This is a genomic window from Hymenobacter polaris (assembly GCF_012927305.1).
GTDB classification, from domain to species: Bacteria; Bacteroidota; Bacteroidia; order Cytophagales; family Hymenobacteraceae; genus Hymenobacter; species Hymenobacter polaris.
Map to the genome: position 1 here is coordinate 1,101,442 of NZ_JABBGH010000003.1, position 25,561 is coordinate 1,127,002.

21 protein-coding genes are annotated in these 25,561 nt (G+C 65.7%); 3 read left to right on the top strand and 18 right to left on the bottom strand.

Annotated elements, in window-relative coordinates; translation table 11 throughout:
• Positions 1-36 precede the first annotated feature (36 nt).
• The 6 genes from HHL22_RS21300 to allB all read right to left on the bottom strand — a co-directional run bounded on the left by HHL22_RS21300 (position 37) and on the right by allB (position 6,111).
• Entirely contained in the window at positions 37-1,470 is a 1,434-nt protein-coding gene (locus tag HHL22_RS21300) for a DUF6986 family protein (RefSeq protein ID WP_169533391.1), read from the bottom strand.
• 72 nt (positions 1,471-1,542) lie between these two features.
• A complete protein-coding gene (gene uraH, locus HHL22_RS21305) occupies positions 1,543-1,884 on the bottom strand; it encodes a hydroxyisourate hydrolase (RefSeq protein WP_169533392.1) in 342 nt (113 codons plus the stop codon).
• Complete coding sequence (uraD, locus tag HHL22_RS21310) at positions 1,881-2,387, bottom strand: 2-oxo-4-hydroxy-4-carboxy-5-ureidoimidazoline decarboxylase (protein WP_169533393.1); 507 nt, start codon at positions 2,385-2,387, stop codon at positions 1,881-1,883. Before uraD ends, uraH begins: the two co-directional genes overlap by 4 nt.
• Positions 2,388-2,528: 141 nt before the next feature.
• Positions 2,529-3,278, bottom strand: a complete 750-nt coding sequence (gene allE / locus HHL22_RS21315) for a (S)-ureidoglycine aminohydrolase (protein WP_169533394.1) — start codon at positions 3,276-3,278, stop codon at positions 2,529-2,531.
• Between the two features lie 120 nt (positions 3,279-3,398).
• On the bottom strand, positions 3,399-4,655 hold the full coding sequence (locus tag HHL22_RS21320) for an allantoate amidohydrolase (RefSeq protein ID WP_169533395.1): 1,257 nt from the start codon (positions 4,653-4,655) through the stop codon (positions 3,399-3,401).
• Between the two features lie 127 nt (positions 4,656-4,782).
• Positions 4,783-6,111, bottom strand: a complete 1,329-nt coding sequence (allB, locus tag HHL22_RS21325; RefSeq protein ID WP_169533396.1) for an allantoinase AllB — start codon at positions 6,109-6,111, stop codon at positions 4,783-4,785.
• 220 nt (positions 6,112-6,331) lie between these two features.
• Here allB and pucL point away from each other — a divergent pair, with 220 nt between their 5' ends.
• Positions 6,332-7,183, top strand: coding sequence for a factor-independent urate hydroxylase (pucL, locus tag HHL22_RS21330; RefSeq protein WP_169533397.1), 852 nt, complete (start codon positions 6,332-6,334; stop codon positions 7,181-7,183).
• Between the two features lie 12 nt (positions 7,184-7,195).
• Here pucL and HHL22_RS21335 read toward each other — a convergent pair whose 3' ends face one another.
• Entirely contained in the window at positions 7,196-7,987 is a 792-nt protein-coding gene (locus HHL22_RS21335) for a hypothetical protein (RefSeq protein ID WP_169533398.1), read from the bottom strand.
• Positions 7,988-8,226: 239 nt separating this feature from the next.
• Between HHL22_RS21335 and HHL22_RS21340 the strand changes: the two genes are divergently transcribed.
• Positions 8,227-9,189 carry an XdhC family protein gene (locus HHL22_RS21340; protein WP_169533399.1) on the top strand — a complete coding sequence of 321 codons (963 nt, stop codon included), beginning with the start codon at positions 8,227-8,229 and terminating at the stop codon, positions 9,187-9,189.
• 438 nt (positions 9,190-9,627) lie between these two features.
• On the opposite strand, the gene HHL22_RS21345 is transcribed toward HHL22_RS21340, so the two are convergent.
• The 9 genes from HHL22_RS21345 to HHL22_RS21385 form a co-directional block, all read right to left on the bottom strand.
• Positions 9,628-11,577: a family 20 glycosylhydrolase gene (locus HHL22_RS21345; RefSeq protein WP_169533400.1), complete on the bottom strand. Its 1,950-nt coding sequence runs from the start codon at positions 11,575-11,577 to the stop codon at positions 9,628-9,630.
• Between the two features lie 95 nt (positions 11,578-11,672).
• Positions 11,673-13,019 carry a DUF58 domain-containing protein gene (locus tag HHL22_RS21350; RefSeq protein WP_169533401.1) on the bottom strand — a complete coding sequence of 449 codons (1,347 nt, stop codon included), beginning with the start codon at positions 13,017-13,019 and terminating at the stop codon, positions 11,673-11,675.
• Complete coding sequence (locus HHL22_RS21355) at positions 13,016-13,555, bottom strand: NADAR family protein (protein ID WP_169533402.1); 540 nt, start codon at positions 13,553-13,555, stop codon at positions 13,016-13,018. Before HHL22_RS21355 ends, HHL22_RS21350 begins: the two co-directional genes overlap by 4 nt.
• A 35-nt stretch (positions 13,556-13,590) precedes the next feature.
• On the bottom strand, positions 13,591-14,691 hold the full coding sequence (locus tag HHL22_RS21360; protein ID WP_169533403.1) for an AAA family ATPase: 1,101 nt from the start codon (positions 14,689-14,691) through the stop codon (positions 13,591-13,593).
• 49 nt (positions 14,692-14,740) lie between these two features.
• A complete protein-coding gene (locus HHL22_RS21365; protein WP_169533404.1) occupies positions 14,741-16,135 on the bottom strand; it encodes a DUF4350 domain-containing protein in 1,395 nt (464 codons plus the stop codon).
• Between the two features lie 2 nt (positions 16,136-16,137).
• Positions 16,138-17,217: a glycosyltransferase family 4 protein gene (locus HHL22_RS21370; RefSeq protein ID WP_169533405.1), complete on the bottom strand. Its 1,080-nt coding sequence runs from the start codon at positions 17,215-17,217 to the stop codon at positions 16,138-16,140.
• 312 nt (positions 17,218-17,529) lie between these two features.
• A complete protein-coding gene (locus tag HHL22_RS21375; protein WP_169533406.1) occupies positions 17,530-18,312 on the bottom strand; it encodes a DUF4129 domain-containing protein in 783 nt (260 codons plus the stop codon).
• A gap of 40 nt (positions 18,313-18,352) precedes the next feature.
• Positions 18,353-19,372: a hypothetical protein gene (locus tag HHL22_RS21380; RefSeq protein WP_169533407.1), complete on the bottom strand. Its 1,020-nt coding sequence runs from the start codon at positions 19,370-19,372 to the stop codon at positions 18,353-18,355.
• 94 nt (positions 19,373-19,466) lie between these two features.
• Positions 19,467-20,474, bottom strand: coding sequence for a stage II sporulation protein M (locus tag HHL22_RS21385; protein WP_169533408.1), 1,008 nt, complete (start codon positions 20,472-20,474; stop codon positions 19,467-19,469).
• Between the two features lie 132 nt (positions 20,475-20,606).
• Between HHL22_RS21385 and HHL22_RS21390 the strand changes: the two genes are divergently transcribed.
• Positions 20,607-21,380 (top strand): RDD family protein, encoded by a 774-nt coding sequence (locus HHL22_RS21390; protein ID WP_169533409.1) that lies wholly within the window; start codon positions 20,607-20,609, stop codon positions 21,378-21,380.
• Positions 21,381-21,475: 95 nt separating this feature from the next.
• On the opposite strand, the gene HHL22_RS21395 is transcribed toward HHL22_RS21390, so the two are convergent.
• Both HHL22_RS21395 and HHL22_RS21400 read right to left on the bottom strand, forming a co-directional pair.
• On the bottom strand, positions 21,476-23,464 hold the full coding sequence (locus HHL22_RS21395) for a DUF4394 domain-containing protein (protein ID WP_169533410.1): 1,989 nt from the start codon (positions 23,462-23,464) through the stop codon (positions 21,476-21,478).
• Between the two features lie 304 nt (positions 23,465-23,768).
• Positions 23,769-25,325 carry a carbon-nitrogen hydrolase family protein gene (locus tag HHL22_RS21400; protein WP_241738235.1) on the bottom strand — a complete coding sequence of 519 codons (1,557 nt, stop codon included), beginning with the start codon at positions 25,323-25,325 and terminating at the stop codon, positions 23,769-23,771.
• Positions 25,326-25,561 lie beyond the last annotated feature (236 nt).

Consider the following 25,561-nt stretch of genomic DNA (forward strand, 5'->3'; position numbering starts at 1 on the left):
TGACGTTCTTTTTTGTTGCTTACAACTACGCGACCCCTAGCGCTGCTTGCGCCGCCCTTGTAGGATGCGGTAGAACGAGCGGGTTTCAATCTCCTCCAGGGTGAGGCCCGTGGGCGCGATATCTTCCTCCGAGATGGCGCCGCAGTTCAGGGCCTTGAGGAAGAAGTTGAGCAGGCCTTGGCCGGTGGCCGCGTCGTCGAAGATGTCGCCGGTGAGGGTCGAGATGGCCGCGCGCTCCACGAACACGCGCAGGCGGTGCACGGCCTCCTCGTAGGCCCCTAGGAAGAAGGCGTAGGTGGCGGCGTAGCGCATCGGCAGCTGGGCGGGGTTCAGGTCCCAGCCCTGGTAAAAGCCGTTGATGAGCGAGTGCATGGTGTGGTGGTAGGCCTGGCGCCAGGCGCGGTGCACGGCCTCGCGGTTTTCGCGCTGCTGGGCAAACGTCAGCTCGTCGCCGCGGTGCGGGCCGATGGGCATGACGTTGGTGGCCCCGTCGCTCAGGAAGATGCCGGTGCCCCCTAGGGCTACCTTGGTCATGTGGTGGGCGAAGTCGCACACGGGGTGCGCCATGGTCTGATACTTGGCCGTGATGCCGGCCGAGGCCGTGTAGTCGTAGGTGCCGAAGTGGGCCGCCACGCAGCGCCCCTCGCCCGCCCGGATGATGCGCAGCAGCGGGTTGCGCCCCTCTTCGTCCATAATGATTTGGGTGGCCTCCACCATCGTTTCCATCTTTAGGGTGCCGGCCGGTAGGTTATTGGTCTTTTCCAGGAGGTCGTAGAGGCGCACCAGCGTGGTCATCTGCTCCGGAATGGTCACTTTGGGCAGCATCACCACGAAATTAGCCGGCAGCTGGCCGCCAGTTTCTTCCAGCAGGGTGCTTAAAAACAAGTCGAGCGTGCGCACGCCCCTAGCCTTCAAATCTTCGGTAAAGGGCTTGATGCGAATGCCAATGAAGGGCGGTAGCGAGTTTTCGCGCATTCCCTTGGCTACTTCCTGGGCCGCCTGAATAGCGGTGGCGTCTTCCTCGGCATCGGGCCGGTTGCCGAAGCCGTCCTCAAAGTCGATGCGAAAATCCTCCACCGCTTCCGTCTTTAGCTTTTGCACTATCTTGCTGTGCACCGCGTGCGCCAGCCAGGCCGGGTGCTGCCGGCGCTCGTCGGGCCCTAGGGCATCGAGCTGGGCCGTGAGGTCGTGAATATCCTTCTCCAGGGTGGGCAGCGCCTCGTGGCCGGGCAGGGCCAGCACCCGCGCCAGCTCCACGAAGTTGGGGGCGTAGGTTTGGAGGTTGCGCAGGGCAATTTCGCCCATGCGGGCGGCCGTATCGGCCCGAAACAGGTTGGCCCCGCCGTACACGGTGTGCACCGGCTGGCGGTCGGGCCGGTCGCCGGGGTAGGTTTCCTGGAAGCGGCGGTTGGCGCTGCCCAACTGGTCGAGCAGGGCGCTGGTATCGAGGTCGGGGAGGGAGCGTTTCATAAGATTTTTTACCGCGGGAGACGCGGAGGATTTACGCGGAACCAAAGGTCAGCGTAGCTAAGACGCGGGGGCTCAAGAGCCGCGGTAGGTACTGTAGCCGAAGGGATTAAGTAGCAGCGGCACGTGGTAGTGCGCCTCGTCGGCCACCGTGAAGCAGATTTCTACCACCGGGTAAAAATGGGGCGTGCTCGTGCGCTCGAAGTACGCGCCCGTGGCAAACCGCAGCTTGTACACCCCCGGCGCCAGGCGCTGCCCTAGGGGCAGCAAATTCGTCAGGCGGCCGTCGGCGTTGGTGGTGCCGTGGGCCAGCTCGCGCCAGTCGGCGGGGCCGGCGGGCGCCAGCAGCGCCACGGCCACGCCGGCGGCCGGGCGGCCCAGAGTGGTATCGAGGATGTGGGTGGTGAGCTGGCTCATGCGGCAAGGAGTTTTTGCAGGCGCAGACGGGTGATGTTGGCTTGCTCGGCCATGGCTACCCTGATTTCTTCGGCGGGCGAGTGGGGCAGGCGGGCTTGCAGCAGGGCCAGCATGTCGGCGGCCGACTTGCCGGTGGCGCACACGATGAAGATGTAGCCGAACTTGTGCTCGTATGCCTCGTTGCCGGCGGCCAGGGCCCCTAGGGTTGCTTCCGAAGCCTGGGCCACGGCGCCCTGCTCGCTGGCGGCCCAGGCGGCAGTGCTAGCAAATTTTTCGCGCAGGGCACTCACGTCGCCGATTTTAGGGTGCTGGGCGAAGGCCTCGCGCCAGTCGGTTTCCGTCAGGCCGTACCACACGTGCTCGGCGGCGGCCAGCAGGGACTCTTCGTTTTCGAAGGGAAATAGCAGGTTCAGGCCCTCGACCCAGGCCGGCGAGCCGCAGCAGGTAGCCAGGGCTTCGGCGCGGGCGGTGGGGGCTAGGGCATTGAGGTCGGAGAGGGACATGGATGGTTACACTTGGCAAATACAAATCAACTAAAGAACGTCATGCTGAGCGCAGCCGAAGCATCTCTCCCGAACAACACCCTAGGCGGCGTGGGAGAGATGCTTCGGCAAGCTCAGCATGACGTTCTTTATTGACACAAGTTAAATCACCGTCGGGAAGCGGTTGACGTTTTTATAGTAGATGTACACCGACGGCTCTTTGCCGATGCTGGCGGCCCACTGCTGGCAGTACGGCGCCATCCAAATCGAGTCGCCCTGCTGCACGGGGTACCACTGCTGGTCGAGCAGGTAAATGGCTGAGCCTTGCAGGTACAGCAGGCCGTGCTCCATCACGTGGGTTTCCACCATGGGCAGGTTGCCGCCGGGCTGGTAGGTGAAGATGTTGACGGCCATATCAAACGCCAGCTCGTTGGGCAGCAGCTCCTGAATACGCAGGGCCTCGTCATTCATGTAAACGGGCGCCCGGCTGTCGTCCTTCTCGCCCCAGCAGACCCCAGGGGCCGCGTGGCCCGCCAGGGGCTCATACACCTTATGGAAGGTGAGGACCTGGGTGCCCGCCGTGGGGTTTTTGAGCGCGTAGGCCTGCCCGCCCGCCGGCACGTACACAAATTTGCCCGTCGTCAGAATGCGGCTGTCGGCGCCGATGGTAGCCTGCACTTGGCCGCTCACGACGTAGAAAAACACCTGGCTCGCCTGGGTTTCACCCGTCAGCTGGCCCGCGTCGGTGAGGGTGACGAGCGTTTGGCAGAGCCGCGCGCCCATCTGCTCGTTGATGATAACGTTGACTGTGCAGCCCGTCCAGCCCGGCACGGTGCTGTTGATGTAGCCATCGGGCGCAATGATGGCGTGGTTGCGCCGCGTGACGGAGCGCGTGAAAGAGGTAGGAAGCATGATAAAGTGTTTTCGGCAAACGAAAAAGAACGTCATGCTGAGCGCAGCCGAAGCATCTCTCCCATGTAACTAATTCCAAACGTTAGGATTATTTGCGCGGGAGAGATGCTTTGGCTGCGCTCAGCATGACGGGCTAGTAGCGGCCAAATTAAGCAAAAACCGCTCGGCCACGGCCAGGGCCGCCGCCACGTCAGGCGCCTCCACGTTCTCCAAAGGGTTGTGGCTGATGCCTTTGTAGCAGCGAATGAAGGCCATGGTGGCCGGCGCCACCGCCGAGATGGGCACCGCGTCGTGGCCGGCGCCACTTACCAGGCGCACCACCTCGTGGCCGCTGGCGGCAATGGCCTCGGCCAGCAGCGCATTGAGGCCCGCGTCGCAGGGCGCGGGGGCGGTGGCCTGCACCAGCTGCCACCCCAGGGCCACGCCGCGCCGGGCGGCAATGGCCTCGGCGTCGGCGCGCAGCGCGGCGTAGGCGGCCGCCAGCGGGCCGGCGTCGGGGCTGCGCAGGTCGAGGCTGTGCACCACCTGGCCGGGTATCACGTTGCTGGCCGCGTGGGGGATGTACAGCTGGCCCACGGTAGCCACCAGCCCTAGGCCCTGCTGGCGAGCAAAAGCCTCGGTGGCCAGCACAAACTCGGCGGCGGCGGTGAGCGCGTCCTGGCGCATGGGCATGGGCACGGTGCCCGCGTGGCCAGCCAGGCCGGTCCAGGTCAGCTCCACGCGCTGCTGCCCGGCAATGGCCGTCACCAGCGCTACCGGCACGCGGTTTTCCCACAGCACCGGCCCCTGCTCGATGTGCAGCTCGAAGTAGCCCAGCCACTCGGCGGCGGGCAGCGCGGCGGCGGCCAGGGCGGCGGGGCGGGGGTCGCCGCCCATCTCGGCAATAGCCTGGGCCAGGGTGATGCCCTGCGCGTCGGTAGTGGCCAGCAGCGCCGGGTCGAAGGCGCCCGTGAGCACCTTGCTGCCCAGGTAAGTGGTGTGGAAGCGCACGCCCTCCTCGTCGCTAAAGGCAATGACTTCTAGGTGAAAAGGCAGTTCCGCGCCCACTTGGTGGGCGTGCTCGGCCAAGTCGAGGGCCAGGAGTACCCCTAGGGGCCCGTCGAAGCGGCCAGCGTTGCGCACGGTGTCGATGTGCGAGGCCAGCACAAAGGTTTTGGCGCCCGGCCGCCGGCTGGGCAGGCGCCCGCGCAGGTTGCCGATGGCGTCGAGGCGCGGGGCTAGGCCAGCTTGCTCAAACCAGCCTTGCACCAGCTCGCGCCCTTTTATAAAAGCCGGCGTGCCAAAGGTGCGCGTTACCCCGTCGGCGTCTTCGCTGATGGCGGCCAACTCGTCGAGGCGGGCTAGAATACGGGCGGTACGGGTTTCGTAAGTGGTCATCAAGTATCCATTATACAGTCCTCAAAGAACGTCATGCTGAGCCCCGCGAAGCATCTCTGCTGAACGTCACCCGAGCGATGCAGTAGAGATGCTTTGCGGGGCTCAGCATGACGTTCTTTGAGGACTGTTAAAGGAGCTGGCCGTGGTTGAGGTGCATAAAATTGGGGTGGCGAAAGACTTCCTCGCCAGCCAGGAAGGTGTGTGTCACCACGCCCGTCAACTCGCGGCCCAGGTAGGGCGATACCTTGTGGCGGTGGTGCAGCAGCTCCTCGGTTACGGTGAAGGGTTGGTCGGGCGCCAGCACCAGCAGGTCGGCGTCGAAGCCCTTAGTAAGCTGGCCTTTGCGCAGGGCCTGGCCGGCCAGCTGGGCGGGGTTCTGGCTTAGCCAGCGGGCCAGGTGCCCTAGGGTGGCGCCGCGCGCGCGGGCGGCCGTCCAGAGCACGGGCAGCGCCAGCTGCAGCGAGGCAATGCCGCCCCAAGCCTGGGCAAAGTCGCCGCTAGCCAGGTGCTTGAGGCCAGGCGGCGCGGGCGAGTGGTCGGTGGCCACGAAGTCGATGAGGCCGCTTTGCAGTGCCTGCCACAGCTGCTCGTTGTTGGCCCGCTCCCGAATGGGCGGCGCGCACTTAAACTGGGTTTGGCCGTCGGCAATGTCCTCGGCGCTGAAAAAGAGGTAGTGCTGGCCGGTTTCCACCGTTAGGGGCAGCCCGAGGGCCTTAGCCTCGGCAATAGCCGGCAAGGCCTCGGCCGACGACAGGTGCACGATATGGGTGCGGCAGCCCGTTTCCCGGCACAGCCGTATCATCAGCTCAATGGCCGCGTTTTCCCAGTGCTTAGGTCTGGAGGCCAAGTAGTTCTGATACGAGCGGGTGTCGCCGCGCGTCCACTCCTGGTTGTCCTCGCTCAGCTCGCAGTGCACCAGCAGCGGCAGGCCGTGGCGGGCCAGCAGCGGCATCACCTGGCGCAGGTCGGCCTCGGTGGCGTTCGGGAAATCGTCGATGCCCGAGTGGGTCAGAAAAGCCTTGAAGCCCAGCACGCCGGCCGCGATGAGCGGTCCCACTTCAGCCGCGTTGCCGGGCACGATGCCGCCCCAAAAGCCCACATTGCAGTGCAATTGGCCCTGGGTGGCGGCCTGCTTCTGGCGCAGCGCGGCCACCGACGTCGTGACCGGCGCCGAGTTCAAGGGCATGTCTACCAGCGTGGTAAGGCCGCCGGCCAGCGCGGCGCGGGTGCCGGTGTCGAAGCCTTCCCAGTCGGTGCGGCCCGGCTCGTTGAGGTGCACGTGCGGGTCGATGACGCCGGGCAAAATGGCCGCGTCGCCCACGTCGAGCACGGGCAGGGCCACGGTAGTATCGGGCGGCAGCACATCGGCCAGGCGGCCATTGTCGAGCACCAGCAGGGCGGGGCGCACGCCGGTGGGCGTTACCACGGCGGTACTTTTCAGAGCTAAAGCAGGCATGGCGGAAGCGAGCGGCGAGTATCTTGCCGCCTTGGTTGGGGCCGAAAGCTACGCGCCCGCCGCAGGAAGTAGCAGCAGCAACCAAAAAGAACGTCATGCTCATCTGGCGTCCGCCTGCCGAAGCATCTCTATCGAATAGTACTGCGAGGTAGATGCTTCGGCAGGCGGACGCCAGATGAGCAGGACGTCCTTACTAAATTCATAGTAAGTACTTAAGCACATGGCCATTAAACTTGGTAAAAACCACTACGGCAAGCAGGCGGTGCACCTCACCCGCGTTATCCGCCACCCGGGCCACCACGAGCTGCGCCAGGTGACGGTGGGCGTGCAGCTCTCGGGCGACTATGAGCGGGCGCACACCCACGGCGACAACGCCCTGGTGCTGCCCACCGACACCCAAAAAAACACCGTGTACGCCCTGGCCAAAGAGCACTTCACGGGCGCCATCGAAAGCTTTGCGCTGGTGCTGGCTCGGCATTTTGTGTCGCGCAACCCGCAGGTCAGTCAGGCGCGCATCGAGGTAGTGGAGCACCCCTGGCAGCGCCTGCACTTCGACGGGCAGGCGCACCCGCACGCCTTCGTGGGCGGCGGCTCCGAGAAGCGCCGCGCCGTGGTGGAGCTGCCGGCCGGCGGCGCGCCCCCTAGGGTGTGGGCCGGCCTCCAGGGCCTGCTAGTGGCCAAAACCGCCGACTCGGGCTTCGTGGGCTACCCCAAGGATGAGTACACCACCCTGCCCGAAACCACCGACCGCATCCTGAGCACCGAAGTGGAAGCCGAGTGGGAGTACACCAGCGCCGAGCTGGATTTCAACGCGTTATTCGACAAAATACGCCTAGGGATGCTGCATACGTTCGCCGGCCACCCGAGCCAGTCGGTGCAGCACACGCTCTACGCCATGGGCGAGCGGGTGCTTGAAGCCACGCCGGAAGTGAAGGAAATTAGCCTGGTGATGCCCAATAAGCACCACATTCCCTTCAACCTCACGCCCTTCGGCCAGGAGAATACCAACGAGGTATTCGTGGCTACCGACGCGCCGTTCGGCTATATCACGGGCACGGTAGTGCGGGAGTGAGGGCCTAGGGGGCTACAGCTCCGTCACGCCCAGCTCGACCCAATAATTGTGCGGGCGGTAGCGGGGTAGCTGGGGTACGCTCAGGGAGGCGCGGCGCCAGCGCTGGTCGCGCCCACTGCTCCACGTCACGGGCTGCTCGGTAGTGACGATGGTGAGCAGGCTGATGTAGTCGGCGGCGCTTACCAGCCGGGTAGTGCCGCTGGTCTGGCTGCGCACCTGCACGTAGGCCACCCGGCGCTGCTCGCCGCCCAGCTTTTCCAGCTTCATCGTGTCGGCCACGAAGGCTTCGCCAGGCGCGGGGGCGCCGGTTAGCAGCACGAATACCCCCTGGGGCGGTAGCGCCAGCTGCCCTTGCAGCCCCAAGGTGAGCGTGCCGCGCCGGGCCCGCCGCACCTGCCGGGCAGTGAGCACGTAGGGCGCCGGCAGCAGGTAGCGGCTGGTGGGCTCGCCGGTGCTGTCGGCCGGCGCCAGCTGCACCAGCAGGCTGCCGGTAGCACTGGCGTTAAAGAGCACCGAGCAGTGCAGTGTAACCGACCGAATATCATACTCGTGCCCGGCCGCCGGGGGCTGAAACCGCACGGCCACCCGCCGCCCTGGCGGCAGCGGCAGCCCTGGCGGCAGCGGCAGCCCACCAAACCGGGTGGCCCGCTCGCCTGGTGGCAGCAGAGTCAGCTGCTGTACCTTGCCGGTCACGGCCACGGTGTCGAGCGCTACGCTGCGGGCGGCCGGGCTGGTTTGCGCGGTGGCGCGGTGCCCTAGGGCGTTCAAGGCTAGTAGCCCGGCGAGCACAGAATGCTTCTTCATGAGGCCAAAGAACGCACTGGTTTAGGCGCAGGCGGCGCAGTGCTTAATCTAGAGCATTTTCAGAGTCAGTGCACAGTAGGGGCGGGGCTGGCCCACGCCCGTCGGCCGCGCTAATTCAACGATTGTCGTTCAACGACGGGCGGGGACCAGCCCCGCCCTTACGCTCTAACTGCGAGTTTGCCGTAAGAAGCCCAACTGCCTATTTTCACAGCTGCCACAGTTCCTCGGTTTGTAAAATCATGCCCAACGCCCCCCGCGACCTGCCCGCCTGGACCCTGGCCGCCAACGCCCTGCGCGCCGGCCAGCCGGCTGCCCTGCTGCTGGTGGTGCGCAGCGAAGGCAGCAGCCCCGGCCGCCAGGGCTTTAAGATGGCCGTGACCCTATGGGCGGTGGCCGGTTCGGTGGGCGGCGGCGTGATGGAGCACAAGTGGGTGGAGCTAGCCCGCCAGCGCCTGCAAGCCGGCGACGCCGCGCCCCTGCTGCGCCCTCAGATTCATCGGCGCGAGGCGCCCGCCCACCGCTCGGGCATGATGTGCGCCGGCGAGCAGGAGCTGCTGCTCTGGCCCCTAGGCCCCGCCGACCTGCCCGCGCTCGAAGCCATTGAGGCCGCCTGCCGGGCCTTAGGGCAAGGTGCTGCCTGGGAAGTGAGCGCGGCAACCGGCCTGCGTCTGGCCGCCGAAGCGCCCGCCGCTTTTTACGACTACCAGCCCGGCCCGGCGTGGCACTACCGCGAGCGCCTGGGCTTCCGCGACGAGCTGCTGCTGGTGGGCGGCGGGCACGTGAGCCTGGCGCTGGCGCGGGTGGCGGCCCAGCTGGAGTTTGAGATAACCGTGCTCGACGACCGGGCCGACCTGCCTACGCTGGCCGCCAACGAGGCCGCCCACCATATCCGGCAGGTCGAGTACGACAGCCTGGAAATAGCCCCCGGCCCGCACCGCTACGTGGCAGTCATGACCGTGGGCTACCGCACGGATGCCGTGGTGCTGCGCCGCCTGCTGGCTAGCCCGGCCGCCTACCGCTACCTGGGCGTGCTGGGCAGCGCCGCCAAGGTAGCCGAGCTGCGCCGCGTGCTCAGCGAGGAAGGCTTCGACCTAAGCCAGCTGCGCGGCCCCATCGGCGTGCCCATCAGCAGCCGCACGCCCGAGGAAATCGCCGTGAGTATAGCGGCCGAACTAATTGCGGTGAGGAATGGCAGGCTCTAGAAGCTATGGTACACTTATAATGGTGCCGTAACAGGTTTTACGCACAATACATGCTTGATTGTCAAGAGGTATTGCTGTATTAAGCGGTGCTGCTTCAGCCCAAATAACCTTTACCGGATGTTGCCTATCATATCTCCGGAACTCGCAGAGACTCAGTACCCGAATAGTATCTCCTGCCGAAGTTTCAATGAGTGCTACCGCAGCAGCAGGAAGTAGCCCGCAAAGAAACGGAGCTGGCTGACTGGAAAGTAGTCGGCCAGATAAGGTGTCTTGTAGAGCGAAATACTGCCAGCGTGCTCTGCAGCTTGCCGCCGTGTAGTTACTTACTCTACGCGTAAAGCAGCCGGTGACGAATACGCAGAGTATTGATAATAGAGCAAAACGCATTTAACTGGTAAGATGAGCTGTTATACTAGTTGCCGTCGAAAATCTGGATGGTTATTGCACTCCTACCAGCCTTTTCGCCGCGCCGATAATAGCCAGCTCGGCCTGGCCGGCGGGCTTGGCGGCGGCTTCCAGCTGCACTTTGGCGGCGGCCACCCAGGCGGGCAGCGGCGCTTGGCCCTGCTGCAGCTGCAGAAAGCGCTGGCTTAGCAGTTCGCACACCACGCCGAGCTGCGCGGCCAGCGGGGCGTATTCAGTGAGGTTAGGGCTGGCTACTAGCAGGGGCGGCAGCTCGGTAGTGGCCTGCTGCCAAGTGGCCACCTGCCGCTGCAACGCTGCTAGTTGACGCTGGCCAGCCGCCGATAATTGTGCCGGAGCCGCCGCGGCTGTCGCCGAGGTGAGGGGGGCTAGGGCCACCTCGCGCAGCAGGCTGTCGGCGGTGAGGCCGAAGCGGCGCGCCACGTCCGACTCGGCGGGGGCGGCATCAACCAGCCGGGTCAGGGGCGTTTCAGTGGTGTACTTAAAGCCTTGGAAGTGACGCTTGTAGTCCTTCACGGGCTCGACGATGGCGGCCAGGGTTTGCAGGGCGGGCAGGGCCGCCGGGTAGGGCGCCGCCAGCTGGCGCAGCAGGGCGGCCGGGGCGCGGCGGTGGCGCAGCCCGAGGGCCTCCAGCTCGTCGCTCACCACGGCCAGGCGGCGGTAGAGGTCGGGCACGTCCTGGCTGCTGGCAGCGGGGCTCCAGAGGCGCTCGGCCACGGCGGCGGCCCTAGGCCACACCCGGCTGTCGTACACGGTGCTATCGGCAAACTCGCTCCACATGGCGGCCTCGCCCCCCAGCACCCGGCTTTGCAGCGAGTCGGGCACGCCCTGGGTGGGGTCGGCAGCGTAGTGCCTAGCGGCCGGGTAATTCAGGTCGAGGTAGTAGCCGGCCGAGTAAAGCGCGGGGTGGCCCTGCTGCACGGCCTGCACCAGCGCCTTGGGCCCGCGCCAGCTTTGCACCACCACGTCGGGGGGCAGGTTGGGACCGAGCACCTCGTCCCAGCCAATCATGATTTTGCCGTGGCGGCGCACCAGCGAGTCCACCTTCTGGCTGAAGTACAGCTGCAACAAATGCTTGTCGGGCGTGATGCCATCGGCCTTTACTTGCCCGTGCGCCCGCATAAAGGCCACGATGCGCGGCGTGCGCCGCCACTGCCGGCCATCGTTTTCGTCGCCTCCGGTATGAAAATAACGGTCAGGAAAAAGCGGTATCATTTCGGTCAGCAGCGAGTCGATGAAGGCGTAGGTGCCGCGCCGGGTGGGGTCAATGGCCACGTTGGTAGTGCGCCAAAGCTGGTAGGGCGCGTAGGTCGAATCGACGGAGGCCAGCCGGGGATACGCCACAATCCAGCTGGTGGTGTGGCTGGGCATGTCGAACTCGGGCACCACCCGAATGCCGCGCGCGGCGGCGTAGGCCAGCACCTCGCGCACCTGCGCGCGGGTGTAAAACTGCTTGTCGGTGCTGGCTTGGTTGAGGCGCGGAAATAAGTGGCTCTCTACCCGAAAGGCCTGGTCGTCGCTCAGGTGCCAGTGCAGCACATTGAGCTTCACGGCGGCCATGCCGTCGAGGTTGCGCTTGATAACGGCCACCGGCAGAAAGTGCCGGGCCGCATCCACCAGCAGCCCGCGCCAGGCAAAGCGCGGCTGGTCCTCAATGGTGCAGTACTGCGCCCGCCAGCCCCTAGGGGTGCTTTCGAGCACCTGCCGGAAGGTGGCAATGCCGCGCTGCACCCCCGCCGCCGAGCCCGCCACCAGCGCCGCCCCGGTGGGCCCCACCCGCAGGCGGTAGCCCTCGGCTGGCAAAGACGGGCTTACCTGCTTGCGCAAGGCCAGCAGCGGCGCAGTGGCAAAGCGGTAGTAGCCGGTTTCCCAGGTGGCCTGCACCGGCACGGGCAGCAGCGGGCGCTGGGCGCGGGCCGCCAGTGCCACGAGCAGCAGCAGCAGGATAGCGCCAGGTTTCGCCAAGTGGCGCCAGGTTTCGCCAGGTTTTGGCGCCCGCCCGCTTGATAAGAAAAAAATACCTTGCGAAACCTTGCTCCACCTAGCGAAACCTTGCGCGCTCATATCATACCCCTGGCCTTAAACTCCAGGTATTTATTTATCGTGTTCACCGTCAGCTGCTGCGGCGGCGTCAGCAGGGCCTGAATACCCAGGCGCTGCAGCTCCAGCACTATCTGGCGCTTTTCCTGCTGAAATTTTTCGGCAATCGTTTGGTTATAAACCTCCTCCGTAGTGGCGGCCGGCGCGTCGAGGTAGGTGCGCAGCTCGGTGTTCTCGAAGAACATCACCAGCAGCAGGTGCCGCCGGGCCAGCGCCCGCAGGTAGGGCAGCTGGCGCTGCATGCCCTGCAGGGTTTCGAAATTGGTGAACAAAACTAGCAGGCTGCGCTGCTTCACGCGGGCGCGCACCGTGGCGTAGAGCAGCTCGTAGTCGGTTTCGAGGTACTTGGTTTTTTGGCGGTACAGCACTTCCAGCAGCGTGCGCAGGTGGCCCGGCCGGCGCTCGGCCGCTACCACCGCCCCCGGCCGGTTCGAGAACGTGAGCAGCCCCGCTTTGTCGTGCTTGAGTAGGGCCACGTTGCTGAGCACCAGCGTGGCGTTGATGGCGTAGTCGAGCAAGCTCAGGCCCTCAAAGGGCATCCGCATCACCCGGCCCTTGTCAATCAGGCAGTACACCTGCTGGGCGCGCTCGTCCTGAAAGTGGTTGACTTGCAGCGTGTCGGCGGCCCCCGGCACGGTGCGCCGGGCGCTGGCCCGCCAGTTGATGGTGCGCGGGTCGTCGCCGCTGGCGTAGGGCCGAATCTGCTCGAACTCCTGGCTCTGGCCCACCCGCCGAATGCGCTTGATGCCCACCTCCGTCAGCCGGTTATGGATGGCCAGCAGCTCGAACTGCCGCAGCTGCAAAAACGAGGGGTACACCGGCACCGTGCGCCCCTGCGGCTCGCAGCGAAACCGCCGCCGCACCAGCCCTAGGGGCGAGGCGGCGTACACGTTGAGCGCGCCAAACGCGTACTCGCCGCGCTTGGTGGGCCGCAGCTGGTAAGTAATCACCTGCGTTTCGCCCGGCGCCACGGCCACCCGGAACAGCACGTCGCGCCGCTGAAACTGGTGCGGAATCTCGTCAATCACCTCCAGGTGCGCGCCGAAGCGGTAGCGGTTCTCGAGGTAGAGCTTGATGTCGTTCTCGTCGCCGTTCGAGAGCTTGTCGCCCAGCACCCGGCGGCCAAACAGCGGCGCCACCCGGCCCGGCGCGTACAGCAGCGCCGCATCGAGCAGGGTGAGCAGCGCGGCAGCCCCGAGTAGCACCCGCACCGGCCCCAGCAGCCAGGGCAGAAAGAACGCCAGAATGAAGCCGGTGGCCAGGGCCCCTATGGCGTAGAAGAACCGGTTGGTAAGGAAGAAGCTCATGCGGCGCGGAGTTGGTCGCGCACGGCCATCAGGGCAAACCCTAAAAGGTTTTCGCCGGGCCAGCTTGCCGGCCGTGCGGCATCGGGGTGGTCGGCCGCTAAGCCAATGCCCCAAATGGCATCCATCGGGCTGGCCTCCACTAGTACCCGGTCGCCGGTCGCCACCAAATAGTCGCGCAATTCGGCGTGCTGGCTGAATTTATAGAAGTTGCCCGCCACTACCAGGTTAAATTTTACCTCGTCCCAGCGGGCGGGCTCAAAGCCTTGCACCAGCCGCCCCAGCTTCTTCGCTTCGTGCGGGTGCCGGGCCCCTAGGATGCGCTGGCGCACCGCCTCATCCTCAAACAAACGCGCCTTTTCGGTCATCATCCAGTGCTCGGCGGTGGGATACGTTTCGCCCGCTACTTCAAACGCTGCTGGAAACCACTGGCTAAAGCAGCTTTTATCAACTATGCCTGGTTGCTTAGGCGTGTGGCCCCAGAAAAACAAGTATTTAGGTGCGGGCTGGGCCAGGAGCCAGTCGAGGGAATAAGGCATAAGGAAGCTATTCGACGCTAGTTAACCTGCATTATCTACCTAGGTACTTCTAAGCCCTGCACAATCTGCTGCACCACCTCATCGGCCGAGCCGCCTTCCAGCTCCCGCTCGGGCGTCAATTGTATCCGGTGACGCAGCACCGGGGCGGCCAGCGTCTGCACATCCTCGGGCGTCACGAAGTCGCGGCCGCGCAGGGCAGCCAGGGCCTTGGCGCCGTTGAGCAGGGCTAGGCTGGCGCGGGGCGAGGCCCCCAGGTACAGCGCCCGGTGCGCGCGGGTTTGGCCCACTAGCTTGGCAATGTATTCCAGCAGGTTAGCCTCTACGCGCTGCTGGCCCACCTGGCGGCGCAGGGCAGCCAAGTCGGCAGCCGTGAGCACGGGCTGCACCCGGTCGAGCGGGGTGCCGCCGAAGCCGCTGTGGTGGCCCTGCAAGATTTGCACCTCCTCGGCCAGGGTGGGGTAGCCCACGGTCAGCTTGAAGAGGAAACGGTCGAGCTGGGCCTCGGGCAGGCGGTAGGTGCCCTCCTGCTCCACCGGGTTTTGGGTGGCCAGCACCACGAAGGGCGTGCCCAGCTGGTGGGTGGTGCCGTCCTGGGTCACGGTGCGCTCCTCCATCACCTCAAACAGGGCCGACTGCGTTTTGGCCGGCGCTCGGTTTATCTCGTCAATCAGCACCACGCTGGCGAAGATGGGGCCGGGCCGAAACTCAAAATTGCCCTGCGCTGGCCGGAAGATGCTGGTGCCCAGCACGTCGGCCGGCATCAGGTCGGGCGTGAACTGAATGCGGCTGAAGGGCACGTCGAGGGTGCGGGCCAGCAGCTTGGCGGTGAGGGTCTTGGCCACGCCCGGCACGCCCTCCAGCAGCACGTGGCCATCGGCCAGCAGCGCCACCAGCAGCAGCTCCTGCAGCTCGTGCTGGCCCACGATTACCTGGCCGATTTGCTGGCGCACAGCCTCAGTGCGCTCGGTGAGGCGGGCCAGGTCGGTGCGCGGGGCGAAGGTGGCGGGCGCGGCGGCGGCGGCAGGGTCGGCCAGGGGCAGCGCGGTTTCCACCCCTAGGGTTTCGGCCACCGAGGCCTGCGTTGGCGTAGGGTCGGGCGGGGTAGAAGTGGGCAGGTCGGCAGCGAAGGGTTCCATAACGAAGGGGGCCTAGGCCCCGAGTAAACAAATAAGCGGAAAGGTAAAGCTAGCGCCGGCCCGCCTCGCGCCGAAAATCGCTGATGGCGCGGCTCAGGGCCAGCAGCTCGCGGTCGGTAACGGCGGGGGCGGTGCGGGCGAAGTTGATGAGGCGCACCAGCTCATCGACGCGGGCGCGGGGCAGACCGGCCTTCTGGCTTAGGCGCTCGCGGAAAGCCTCGTCGGCCAGGTCGGGGCTGGGCTCGTGGAAGCGGGTGCGCAGGTAATCCAGAAACAGCGCCACCTTTTTTTCGGCAATAGGGCCGTGGCGGCGGCCCTGGCGGTAGAGGCCCGCCACGGTGCGCGTAAACAGCAAAGTGGTGTTGGGCAGCGGTTTGAGGACGGGAATGACGCGCTGGCGACGCCGGGCCTCTACCAGCACCAGCAACAGGGCGCCGGCTAGCAGCAGGTAGTAGGCGGCGCGCAGGGCGGGGCTGCCCAGCACCACGCGCAACAGCGACTGCTCGCCGGCGCGGCCCTGCTTCTGGTACTCGTCCCACCACACCGGGCGGCCGGTGGGCAGCGCCGAAAGGGCCGCCAGCGCAAAGTCGCCCTGCTGCGGCCGCAGCAGCCAGTAGTTGCCCAGCGCCAGCGGCACCGAGCACAGGTAGAGGTGGCCGCGGCCCACGTCGAGGCGCAGCAGCACGGGGCGGCCCTGCGCATCGGCGGCCAGGGTGGCACCGCGCTGGGGGTAGTGGCTGGTGAGCGCCAGCCGGTAGCCCGCCACCGCCGCCGGGAAGCGAAACGTGGCCCTAGGGCCCGCCGCGCCCAGCAAGTGCAAAGCCACCGAATCGGGGCGCAGGCGAGTTGGCAACCGGCTCGCTAGCCGCCGGGCGCGGCCCCTAGGCTGCACTATAGTGCGCAGCCGCGCCAGCGAGGCAGTGGTATCGGCGGCTACCAGCTGCACGCCCAGCGAGTCGGCCAGGCTGGGGCTGCGCCCGTCAAAGCTTTCGGCGGCGATAAACACGTTGTTGCCCTGCCCAATGAAGCGCAGCAGCGCATCGGTTTCGAGTGGACTGCTCTCAAACGACTGGTTGACAAATACGTAGGTAACCCGCTGGGTGGTGAGCGGCTGCTGGCTGGCCGCCAGCCGGGCCGCGGCCGCGTCGTTGGCGCGGTCGGCCGAGTCGTCCTTAAACGCGACGTTGGTGGGCCGGCTGGCGGCGGGCACGGGCTCGTCGGCGCCCAGCAGCTGGTTGAAGATGGGCAGGCGCACGCTCACCACCGAATCGGTGCCCAGCACGGCGGGCAGCACGTCGTAGAGGGCGTAGGTGCCGTAGGGAATCTTGTCCTGGTTGCGGAGCGTGGGCGTCCAGTCCAGGGGCTTGGGCTTGTAGTATTCCAGCGCCACGTAGGCCCCAAACAGCGCCAGCAGCCCCACCAAGTACCAGCGAAACGTGTTCATAATTAGGCGCCTAGCAATTCCTGGTACACGTCCATATACTCCTGCGCGGCCTGGGCCCAGCTAAACTGCGCGGCGTGGGCCACGGCGGCGGCCGCCCGCGCGGGCGAGTGCTGGGCCAGCCCCTCGGCCAGGCGCTGCCTGAGGTGGGCGGGCGTGAAGTCGTCGAAGTAGTAGGCCGCGTCGCCGCCCACCTCGGGCAGCGACGTGAAGCGGCTCAGAAACACGGGCTTGCCCAGCTGCAGGGCCTCCACCACGGGCAGGCCGAAGCCCTCGGCCAGCGAGGGCTGCAAGTAAGCCAGGCAGTGCGCGAAGTACCAGGCCTTGTCCTCCTCGCTGATGCGTGTGAGCAGGTGCAGGCGGTCGGCCACGCCGGCCCGGCGCGCGGCGGCCAGCAGGTTTTGCGCGTAGTCGTGCTCGGCAAAGCTGCCCGCAATAATCAGCTCGTAGTCAGTGCCTTCTAGCAGCGGCAGCAGCACGTGCCAGTTCTTTTTGGCGTTGATGGTGCCTAGGCCAAATAAGAAGGGCCGGGTGGGCACCAGCGCCGGGCGATGGTCCTGGGCGGGCAGCAGCGCCTCCACGCCGCGCCGGATGTAGCGCAGCGGCTGCTCGCCGGTGTAGCCCAGCAAGTCGGCGTGCTGCAAAATGTCCTGTAGCACGTAGTCGCTGATAGTCACGATGCTATCGGCCCGGCCGATGTTGCGGCGCACCATGGCCAGCTGGCGGGTGTAGGTGTGCTCGTCGGGGTTTTCGTGCAGGAAGTTGAGGTCGTGCACCGTCAGCACCACCTTGGTAAGGGGACTGGTGGGCACGTACCAGCTCAGCTGCTGGGTGGCGTGCCAGAGCCGTAGCCGGTAGCTGTGGGGGTTGAAGTACTTGTGGAAGCTGTGCTGGGTGAGGTACTTAACGCCCTGCGTGCCCAGCACCCCCTGCGCGGCCGGTGGCGTAAAAAACGACAGCCGAAAGCGCGGCTGCTGCCGGTTGAGGGCCAGCAGCTCGTGGGCCAGCGGCACCACAAAGTGGCTGAAGCCGCTGTTCAAGTCTTTCAGCGCCTCGCAGTCGAGGCACACGCGGGGTAACGACATAAGGTAGTGAGCTAGTAGCTACTAGCCGCTGGCTAGTAGCTTCTCGGATAACTATTAACCTGCAAGCTAACTCAAGTTGCGAGGTAGCGTCAGTCAGTCAATTCCCCTCCTTAGCCAAGGAGGGGATGTTGGTGCACCGCGCCAACGGGGGTGGTTGCGGGCGTTGAACGAGTCGGCGGCCACTCCAGTAGCCGGTCGTTCTACGACGTCAACCACCCCAGCTTCGGCTTCGCCGAAGCGTCCCCTCCTTGGCTAAGGAGGGGAATTGACCGACTGGTGCTACCTCGCAACTTGAGTTAGCTTGCGGCCAACCTAGGAAAGCGGCGTGGCGGCCGGCTCACCCAGCATCCGGCCCAGCTGCTGCTGCTGGGCGCGGAGCGGCGGGTAGCTAGCGGCCCCCAGGGGCCACTCGCCGTACCACACGTACTCGAACTGGCGCGTCAGCTCGGCAAAGGCGGGGCGCAAATCGGGACGGGCGGCGGCCAGCTCGCGCCCGTACGCCTGGTTGGTTTTGTCGGGCTGCCAGTCGATGAGGTGCTGGTCGGTGAGCTGCTTGAGCAGCTGCAAGTAGCCGAGGCGCACGGCCAGGCGCAGCTGCCCGGCTGCCTCGGCCGCGGCCAGGGCGGCCCCAAAATCGAGGGCGTGAATATCCTCGCCGCCTACCGAGTACCCTAGGCCCCCCGCCCGCGCCGAGCGCCCAAACAAGCGCGCCACGCCCAGCTGCCGCAGCTTGAGCGCCGCAAACACCAGCACCCCGCTGGTCAGGCCATAAAAGACTATGTTCCAGGCCACGCGCCCGCTTTTGGTGCGCGGCGTGCGCCCCAGTAGAGCGGCCAGCCAGCGCACCAGGCGCGCCAGCAGGCCCTCACTTTCGGGCTCGGCGCTCACGTCGCGGTAGGTCAGCTCGGGGCGGGCGCGCAGGGTGCGCAGGCGCGCTGCCGGCCGCCGCACTACTACGGTCGCCGGGCCCGGTAGGGGCGCCACGGGCTGGTCGGTGGGGGCGGCGGGGGGCGCGGCCGCGGCGGCCCTAGGGCCGCCGGCCGTCAGCAAGGCCCCCAGGGTTAGCCCGATTCCTAAAAAATGCCGTGCCCGCATAAGGGGAGGAAGTAGCTTGTAAATCAAGTAGGGGCGGCGCTTAATACTCGCCCTCCTCGTCGGGCTGGTAGTGCTGCGAGCGCGCGGCGATGGCCGGCTGGCCCAGCTCATCTACCAGCAAGCGCAGGCCGAAGCCCTCGCGCCGCTCCACCAGGTTGAAGTACTGGAAGGCCAGCGCCAGCAGCGGAATGCAGTAGGTGAACAGCAGCCCCACCGAGTAAAATGTTTGGGCCACCAGCCCTAGCACGTCGGAGCCCAAGCCGGGCAGTTGCAGCATCTTGCCTCCCATTACCGCGTACTGCGGCATCGCAAACACAATGCTCATAGTGCTCTGAATCAGCCCCGACACTAGCAGCAAGCCAAACGTAGACCACCATTTGCCCCGCACCAGCTGGAAGCAGCGCCCGAGCGCCGCCGCCGCGTCGGTATCCTCCAGCCACAGCACCGGGAAGTACAAGCCGAGGGCCACGCCAGCGTAGGCCAGCAGTATTCCCAGCACCACGAAAAGCAGCATAACCATGCCCACTTTGCCGGCCGAGGGCTCGCCGCCGACACCCAGCAAGCCGATGCCCGCCACGAAGCCAAACACGACCAGCAGGTACAGCCCGCCCAGCAGCAGCAGCGCCAGCAGCATGCTGCCCAGCCGCGCCCGCAGCTCGGCCCACACGGCGGCGGGCGTCACGGGCTCGGTGGCCGGCAGGCGCAGGCGGGCCCGCAGGTAGCCATACACGGTGCTCACTACCAGCAGCATACCCAGTAGCCCGCCCATAAAGGCGAGGCCCATGCCCTGAAAGTTGAAGGCCGTGCCCAGCGAAGAGCCCGACCCGGACTGCGCAGTCCACTGCTTGTGCTGCATCACGTCCCCCATGCGGTTCCACATGGTGTTGGTCATCAGCCCCAGGCCGATGCCCATGAGCAACGCCCCCGGCAGCACAAAATACACCAGGCACTTGCCCAGCGGCCGCCAGTGCGCGCCAATGAACTCGAATGCGGCCGAGATTTTGGCGCCGAAGTCGCGCTCTTGCCAAAAGTCGGCGGGCGTGGTAAAGGTGTTTTTCATAGGGAGGTAAATAGCTTAATGGTAAGTTAAAAAGAACGTCCTGCTGAGCGTAGCCGAAGCATCTCTCCCGCGTAACTAATTCCTGACGTTAGGATTACTGCGGCGGTAGAGATGCTTCGATAAGCTCAGCATGACCGCCTTTTTTAGGCCCGCTCTCCAGCGCTACCCGCCGGGCCACTTGCCTAGGGTACACTCCGAAGTACCAGACGATAAAAGCCGCCGAGCCGCCGATGATGCCCAGGCTCAGGACCACCGGCATCTCGGTGTGGCGTGTCACGAAGCCTTCCAGAAAGGCGGCCGCCACAATGATGGGCACCAGCCCCAGGGCCAGCTTCAGGGCGTCGCGGGCGGCCAGGGCCAGCGCCGCGCCCCGCGCGTAGGTGCCCGGAAACAAGATGCCGCCCCCCAGAATGAACCCCGCCCCGCCCGCCAGCACGATGCTCGGAATTTCGAGCGTGCCGTGAATCCAGATGGTCAGCAGCGAGGCCCGCAGCACGTGGTGCTGGTAGAAAAAATACTGGAACGCGCCCAGCAGTACGCCGTTCTTGAACAGCGAATACACCGTGCCCAGCCCGAGGGTCAGCCCCAGGCCGAAGGTGCGCAGCGCCACTTTCAGGTTGTTGGCCGCAATGCCCAGAAACGACAACACCTCGCCCTGCGACTTGTACACGGCCAGCGGGTCGCCGCGCCGAATGTTGTCGAGGGTCATGTTCACGTAGTCGTCGCCCAGCACCACGCGCACAAAGTCCTCGTCGTAGGCGGCCGACAGCGCCCCTAGGGCCGTAAACAGCACAAACAGGGCCCAGGCCCAGGCCAGCGCCCGCTGGTGCCGGGCCACCGCCAGCGGCACCTCCACCGCCCAAAAGCGCCCTAGGCGGCCCCGCTCCTCGGGCTTGGTGCGGTACAGCTGCTGGTGCAGGCCGCTGGCCAGCGTGTTGAGGTAGGTGGTAGTGGCCGAGTTGGGGTAAAAGGTTTGGGCGTAGGCCAGGTCGTCGGTCAGGGCCACGAAGCGGGCGGCCAGCTCGTCGGGGCCAGCGGGGGGCTGGGCTTGGTACTGCTGCCAGCGCGCCTGGTTTTGGCGCAAAAAAACGGCCTCGCGCATACGGTGCTCAAAGTTTAGCGCTTAAAGGTAGGCAGCGCCCTTGCTGCCGCGCCAGTGGGCGGCGTATTTTCGGGCCGCCCGCGCAAGCTCCCCCGTTCTTCAATTAGCGCGGCCGCCAGCTGGCTTTCGTTTATGGCTTCCATCCGCGTTCATACCACCCAAAACGTCACCCTCGAATACCAGGTGGCCAGCATCGGCGACCGCATCGTGGCCACCCTCATCGACTCGCTGGTGCAGATAGCTTATGTGGCCGTTTGGGTGGGCATTTTCTACTGGATTGGTGCTAGCAGCGGCCGCGCGGCGCGGCACTCCGACTGGCACTGGGGCGACGCGGGCACCATCGGGGCGGCGCTGGTTTTGTTTCTAATTGCCGCGCCCTACCTGTTTTACAACCTGCTGTGCGAGATTTTTCTCAACGGCCAGAGCATCGGCAAGAAGGCCCGCCACCTGCGCGTGGTGCGCCTGGACGGCACGGCCCCGAGGGTGGGCGACTACTTTTTGCGCTGGCTGCTGCGCTTCGTGGATATGTTTTTTTACGGGGCGGTGGCCATGATAACCATTGCCGCCAACGGCCGCGGGCAGCGCCTGGGCGACCTGGCTGCCGGCACCAGCGTCATCAACCTGCGCGCGCAGCCCGCCCCCGTGCCCAGCGCCGCCAGCCTAGCCCCGCCGGCGGGCTACCAGCCGGTGTTTCCGCAAGCCGCCAACCTGGCCGACCACGACGCCGCGCTGCTGCACCGCCTGCTGGCGCGCCCCCTCACGCCCGCCACCGCCACGCTGCTGCACGAGGCCGCCCTCAAAACCAAGGACCTGCTGCGCATCCACACCGACCTCGACGATGCCGCTTTCCTGCACACCGTGCTGCGCGACCACGCCCACCTAACCCACGAGGCCGCCGCGCGCTAGCTCGGCCCCTGGCCCCTAGGGGCTACCAACCGAAAAAAGGCCGGCCCCAACGGGACCGGCCTTTTTAGCGTGGAACAAACAGAAAAGCCGAAAGCCTACTGGGTAAGGGCGGCCTGGCGGGTGCCGGCGGGCTGCCCATCGAAGCGCAGGCGGAAGAAGTAGAGGCCGGCGGCCTGGCTGCCGCGGCTCCAGCGCACGGTGTGGGCGCCGGCCGGCAGCAGGCCCGCATCCAGGGCGTCGACCTGGCGGCCCAGGGCGTCGGTTACCAGCAGCTCGACGCGGGCGGCGCGGGGCAGGCCGAAGCTGAGGCTGGTAGTGCTAGCCAACGGATTGGGAAACAGCGAGAAATCAGTAGCCAGCTCGGTGGGCCGCGCGGCCGTCACCACGCCCGCAGCGCCGGCAATGGCAATGTTGCGGGCCGCCAGGCCCTGGCCGATGGCGCCCACCAGCGTGGCGGCGCCCGTGGTCAGGTTCACGGTGTAGAGCGAGGTATTGGCCGAGGTGCCGGTGTTAGCCACCAGATACGCCGTATTGGTGCCCGCGGCGGGGCTGTAGATGTCGAGGTCCACGTTGGGCGTGCCGCTGTTCACCGTAATGCCCGAGCTACCCACCAGGTTCAGGGTGCCGTCGTTGGGCGGGGCCTGGGTGTAGAGGTTGTTCAGGCCCTGGTCGTAGTCATAGAGCGTGGTGGTCGAAGTAGCGCTGGCACCCATAAAGCTATTGGTGTAGGCCACCGCCCCGATGCTGGGCGTGCCCGTGCCGCCGGCAAACGCCAGGGTGCCATCGGTGGCCGAAATGGTGCCGTCGGCGGGGTTGAGGCGGTAGTTGGCGCGGTTGGCCCCTACCACCCGAATGCGGTCCACGGTGGGGTTGAAGTCGAAGCCAATGCTGCCCATGCCCAGCTCGAGGCGCACGGCGGTCCCCACGGCCCGCGCCACGCCGGTGGCACCGTTCACAGTGTAAATCTGCGCGTTAGCGGTAGTGCCGGTGGCGGCCGCGTTGTACCCTAGGGCATACAGGGTGTTGGTAGCGGGGCGCACGTCCAGGCCCACCAGCGTTTGGCTAGCATCCACGCCCGTAATGCCCAGCGAGGTGCGGATGGTGCCGGGCACGGCCGTGTCAAACGTCACCAGGTTGGTGCCGGCCAGCGCGTAGGCCAGCTGCCCCGTCACGGTGGCGGGCACCGTGCGGTCGATGGCCACCGCAATATCACTAATGCCGGAGGAGGCGTTGGCGCTGCCCAGCGTGCCTACGGCCGTGGCCACGCCGGTAGTCAGGTTCACAGTGTAGAGCTGCGAGGTGGCCGTGCCCGTAGCCTGGGCCGTGGCTACGGACAGGTAAGCCACGTTCTGGCCGCCGGTGTAGGCAATGTCCAGGTCGGTTGTTTGCAGCAGGCCATTCACCGTTACCCCTAGGGCCCCAATGGTGTTCAGGGTGCCGTCGTTGGGCGGGTTCTGGCTTACCAGGCGGCTAGCCGTTTCATCCACGTTGTAGAGCGTGGTGGCCGTGCTGCCGATGTAGGAGTTGGTGTAGGCCGAGGCGCCCACGCCCGGCGTCTGGCCGGTGTTGGTGTCGGTAGTGGCGTAGGCCAGGTTGCCGTCGGTGGCCGCAATGCCCCCGGTCACGGGGTTGAGGCGGTAGTTGGCGCCATTGGCCGCCGTCACCCGAATGCGGTCCACGGTGGGGTTGAAGTCGAAACCAATTTTAGGTAGCAAGTCGGCCCCTAGCGCCAGGGTAATGGGGCTGCCCACGGCCGTGAGCGCGCCCGTAGTAGCCAACCGGTACACCTGCGCGTTGGCCGTGCCGCTGGCCGCGGAGTTGTTGTACCCCAAGGCAAACAGCTCGCCCGTATTGGGCCGCGTGTCGAGCCCCACCAGCGCCTGCCCGCTGGCCAGGCCCGTAATTGGCGCCGTGGCCGTGAAGGTGCCCGGCGCCGTGGCCTGGAACGTGACCAGGCTGAAAGTAGACGGCAGCGCCAGCTGCAGGCCATAAACCGTTTGGGCGGTGGCCGGCGCGGTAGTGGCCGCGCCCAGCAGCGCCGCCAAGGACAACGCTTTGACCCCGTGAGTAAGTAGTGTTGGCATACGTTAAAAAATAGGAGGATACGAATTGCCCTAAGCCAGGCAACTGCTGCACGCAAGTACGGAAGCTAGAAGCAGTTCGGATGAATTTTAAATGAATATTCATGAAAAAATCATCGTATGCCATTGCGCGTGGAAGTATAAATGCTTGTTAGGCAACAGCTTGATAATCAGAAAAGGCCTAGGTTATCGCCCGCCAGCAAAAACGCCGTTACGGAGTACCCAGGGCTATTTTACCAAAAAAGGCCAGCCGTTTAGTCGGCTGGCCTTTAGGCAACTGGTGGCCCCTAGGGCTTAGCTGGCACGCTTAGTCGGTGCTGAGGGCGGCGGCCACGACCTTGCGGCGCGTGGGCTTGGTGCTGGGCTGACGCTCCTCGCCCTGGCTGAGCAGCTCGTCGTCGCGCTCGGTTTTCTTCACCCAGCTCACGCCGTATAGGTCCTTGCGGCGGTCGCGCAGGTTGCGCACGGCACCGCTGGTATTCAGGTCTTTCAGGAGGTCCAAGTCGAGGTCGGCAATCAGCGTCATCTCGGTGTTGGGCGTGGCCTCGGCCACGATGGCGTCGTGCGGGAAGGCGAAGTCGGAGGGGCTGAACACGGCCGATTGCGAGTACTGAATATCCATGTTCTCGACCCTCGGCAGGTTGCCCACCGAGCCCGTGATGGCCACGTAGCACTCGTTCTCAATAGCGCGGGCCTGGGCGCAGATGCGCACGCGCTGGTAGGCGTTCTTGGTGTCGGTCCAGAAGGGCACGAACAGGATTTTCATGCCCTGGTCGCTCAGCAGCCGGCTCAGCTCCGGAAACTCGGCGTCGTAGCAAATCAGGATACCGATTTTGCCGAAGTCCGTGTCGAAGCACTTGATTTTGTCGCCCCCGCGCATGCCCCAGTAGCTGGCCTCGTCGGGCGTCACGTGCAGCTTGTACTGCTCGTCTACGGTGCCATCGCGGCGGCATAAGTAACTGACGTTGTAGAGCATCCCATCCTCGTACACCGGCATCGAGCCCGCAATCACGTTGATGTTGTAGCTCACGGCCAGCTCCATCATGCGCGTCTTGATAGGCTCGGTGAAGGCTGACATCTGGCGAATGGCCGCCGAGGCTGACCGCTCCTCCACCAAGGCCATCATGGGCGCGTTGAAGAACTCCGGAAACAGCACGCAGTCGGCTTTGTAGCCGCTCACGGTATCCACAAAAAACTCAATCTGCTGGAAGAAGTCCTCCAGGCTAGCCGTGGCCCGCATCTGCCACTGCACGATGCCAATGCGCACGTTCGACTTCTGGTTGCCAATGAGCTTGTCGGTTTCCTCGTCGTAGTACACGTTAATCCACTCCAGCAGCGTGGCGTAGGCCTTGCTCTCGGAGTCGTAGGGCAGGTAGCCGCGGATGATTTTGCGCACGTGAAACTCGTTGGCCAGCTGGAAGGTCAGGATGGGGTCGGTCAGCTCCTTGTTGCGCACCAGCTCCACGTACTTGGCCGGCGTCATCTCGCCTGCGTAGGCCGCGTAGCCGGGAATGCGGCCGCCAGCCACCATGGCGCGCAGGTTTAGGTTTTCGCACAGCTCCTTGCGGGCGTCGTAGAGGCGGCGGCCCAGGCGCAGGCTGCGGTACTCGGGGTCCACAAATACGTCCACGCCGTAGAGGGTGTCGCCCTCGGGGTCGTGGGTGTCAAACTTGCCGTTGCCGGTAATCTTGGCGTAGGTGTGCTTGTCGCCAAACTTGCTATAATCCACAATGATGGCCAGCGCCGCCGCCACCAGCCGCCCGTTGTCCTCAATGCCAATTTGGCCCTCGGGAAACTTGCGCAGCAGGGCCGCAAACTCGTTGGCCGACCAGGCGCCCTCCATATTCGAGTACACCTTGTCCATGATGCCCTCCACGGCCTTAAAGTCGGAGCGGCGCAGCGTGCGCAGCACCAGCTTGTGGGCCGGCACGGCGGTGGGCGTTAGGCGCTCGTCGATGGCGGCGGTTGCGGGGCCCAGCTTACTACCTTTTTTGTGATGATGCGCGCCACCGGGCGCGGCTTTGCCATTGCTGGAAGAAGTAGCCATAAGGAGGAAAGAAACGACAGAAATAAAGCCGGCCAGCGAAAGCCCCGCGCCTG

What these genes read in the sequence shown, in the direction of transcription:
- HHL22_RS21300 (WP_169533391.1), bottom strand. Translation starts at nt 1,470, where the DNA reads ATGAAACGCTCCCTCCCCGACCTCGATACCAGCGCCCTGCTCGACCAG.
- uraH (WP_169533392.1), bottom strand. Translation starts at nt 1,884, where the DNA reads ATGAGCCAGCTCACCACCCACATCCTCGATACCACTCTGGGCCGCCCG.
- uraD (WP_169533393.1), bottom strand. Translation starts at nt 2,387, where the DNA reads ATGTCCCTCTCCGACCTCAATGCCCTAGCCCCCACCGCCCGCGCCGAA.
- allE (WP_169533394.1), bottom strand. Translation starts at nt 3,278, where the DNA reads ATGCTTCCTACCTCTTTCACGCGCTCCGTCACGCGGCGCAACCACGCC.
- HHL22_RS21320 (WP_169533395.1), bottom strand. Translation starts at nt 4,655, where the DNA reads ATGACCACTTACGAAACCCGTACCGCCCGTATTCTAGCCCGCCTCGAC.
- allB (WP_169533396.1), bottom strand. Translation starts at nt 6,111, where the DNA reads ATGCCTGCTTTAGCTCTGAAAAGTACCGCCGTGGTAACGCCCACCGGC.
- pucL (WP_169533397.1), top strand. Translation starts at nt 6,332, where the DNA reads ATGGCCATTAAACTTGGTAAAAACCACTACGGCAAGCAGGCGGTGCAC.
- HHL22_RS21335 (WP_169533398.1), bottom strand. Translation starts at nt 7,987, where the DNA reads ATGAAGAAGCATTCTGTGCTCGCCGGGCTACTAGCCTTGAACGCCCTA.
- HHL22_RS21340 (WP_169533399.1), top strand. Translation starts at nt 8,227, where the DNA reads ATGCCCAACGCCCCCCGCGACCTGCCCGCCTGGACCCTGGCCGCCAAC.
- HHL22_RS21350 (WP_169533401.1), bottom strand. Translation starts at nt 13,019, where the DNA reads ATGAGCTTCTTCCTTACCAACCGGTTCTTCTACGCCATAGGGGCCCTG.
- HHL22_RS21355 (WP_169533402.1), bottom strand. Translation starts at nt 13,555, where the DNA reads ATGCCTTATTCCCTCGACTGGCTCCTGGCCCAGCCCGCACCTAAATAC.
- HHL22_RS21360 (WP_169533403.1), bottom strand. Translation starts at nt 14,691, where the DNA reads ATGGAACCCTTCGCTGCCGACCTGCCCACTTCTACCCCGCCCGACCCT.
- HHL22_RS21365 (WP_169533404.1), bottom strand. Translation starts at nt 16,135, where the DNA reads ATGAACACGTTTCGCTGGTACTTGGTGGGGCTGCTGGCGCTGTTTGGG.
- HHL22_RS21370 (WP_169533405.1), bottom strand. Translation starts at nt 17,217, where the DNA reads ATGTCGTTACCCCGCGTGTGCCTCGACTGCGAGGCGCTGAAAGACTTG.
- HHL22_RS21375 (WP_169533406.1), bottom strand. Translation starts at nt 18,312, where the DNA reads ATGCGGGCACGGCATTTTTTAGGAATCGGGCTAACCCTGGGGGCCTTG.
- HHL22_RS21380 (WP_169533407.1), bottom strand. Translation starts at nt 19,372, where the DNA reads ATGAAAAACACCTTTACCACGCCCGCCGACTTTTGGCAAGAGCGCGAC.
- HHL22_RS21385 (WP_169533408.1), bottom strand. Translation starts at nt 20,474, where the DNA reads ATGCGCGAGGCCGTTTTTTTGCGCCAAAACCAGGCGCGCTGGCAGCAG.
- HHL22_RS21390 (WP_169533409.1), top strand. Translation starts at nt 20,607, where the DNA reads ATGGCTTCCATCCGCGTTCATACCACCCAAAACGTCACCCTCGAATAC.
- HHL22_RS21395 (WP_169533410.1), bottom strand. Translation starts at nt 23,464, where the DNA reads ATGCCAACACTACTTACTCACGGGGTCAAAGCGTTGTCCTTGGCGGCG.
- HHL22_RS21400 (WP_241738235.1), bottom strand. Translation starts at nt 25,325, where the DNA reads ATGGACAAGGTGTACTCGAATATGGAGGGCGCCTGGTCGGCCAACGAG.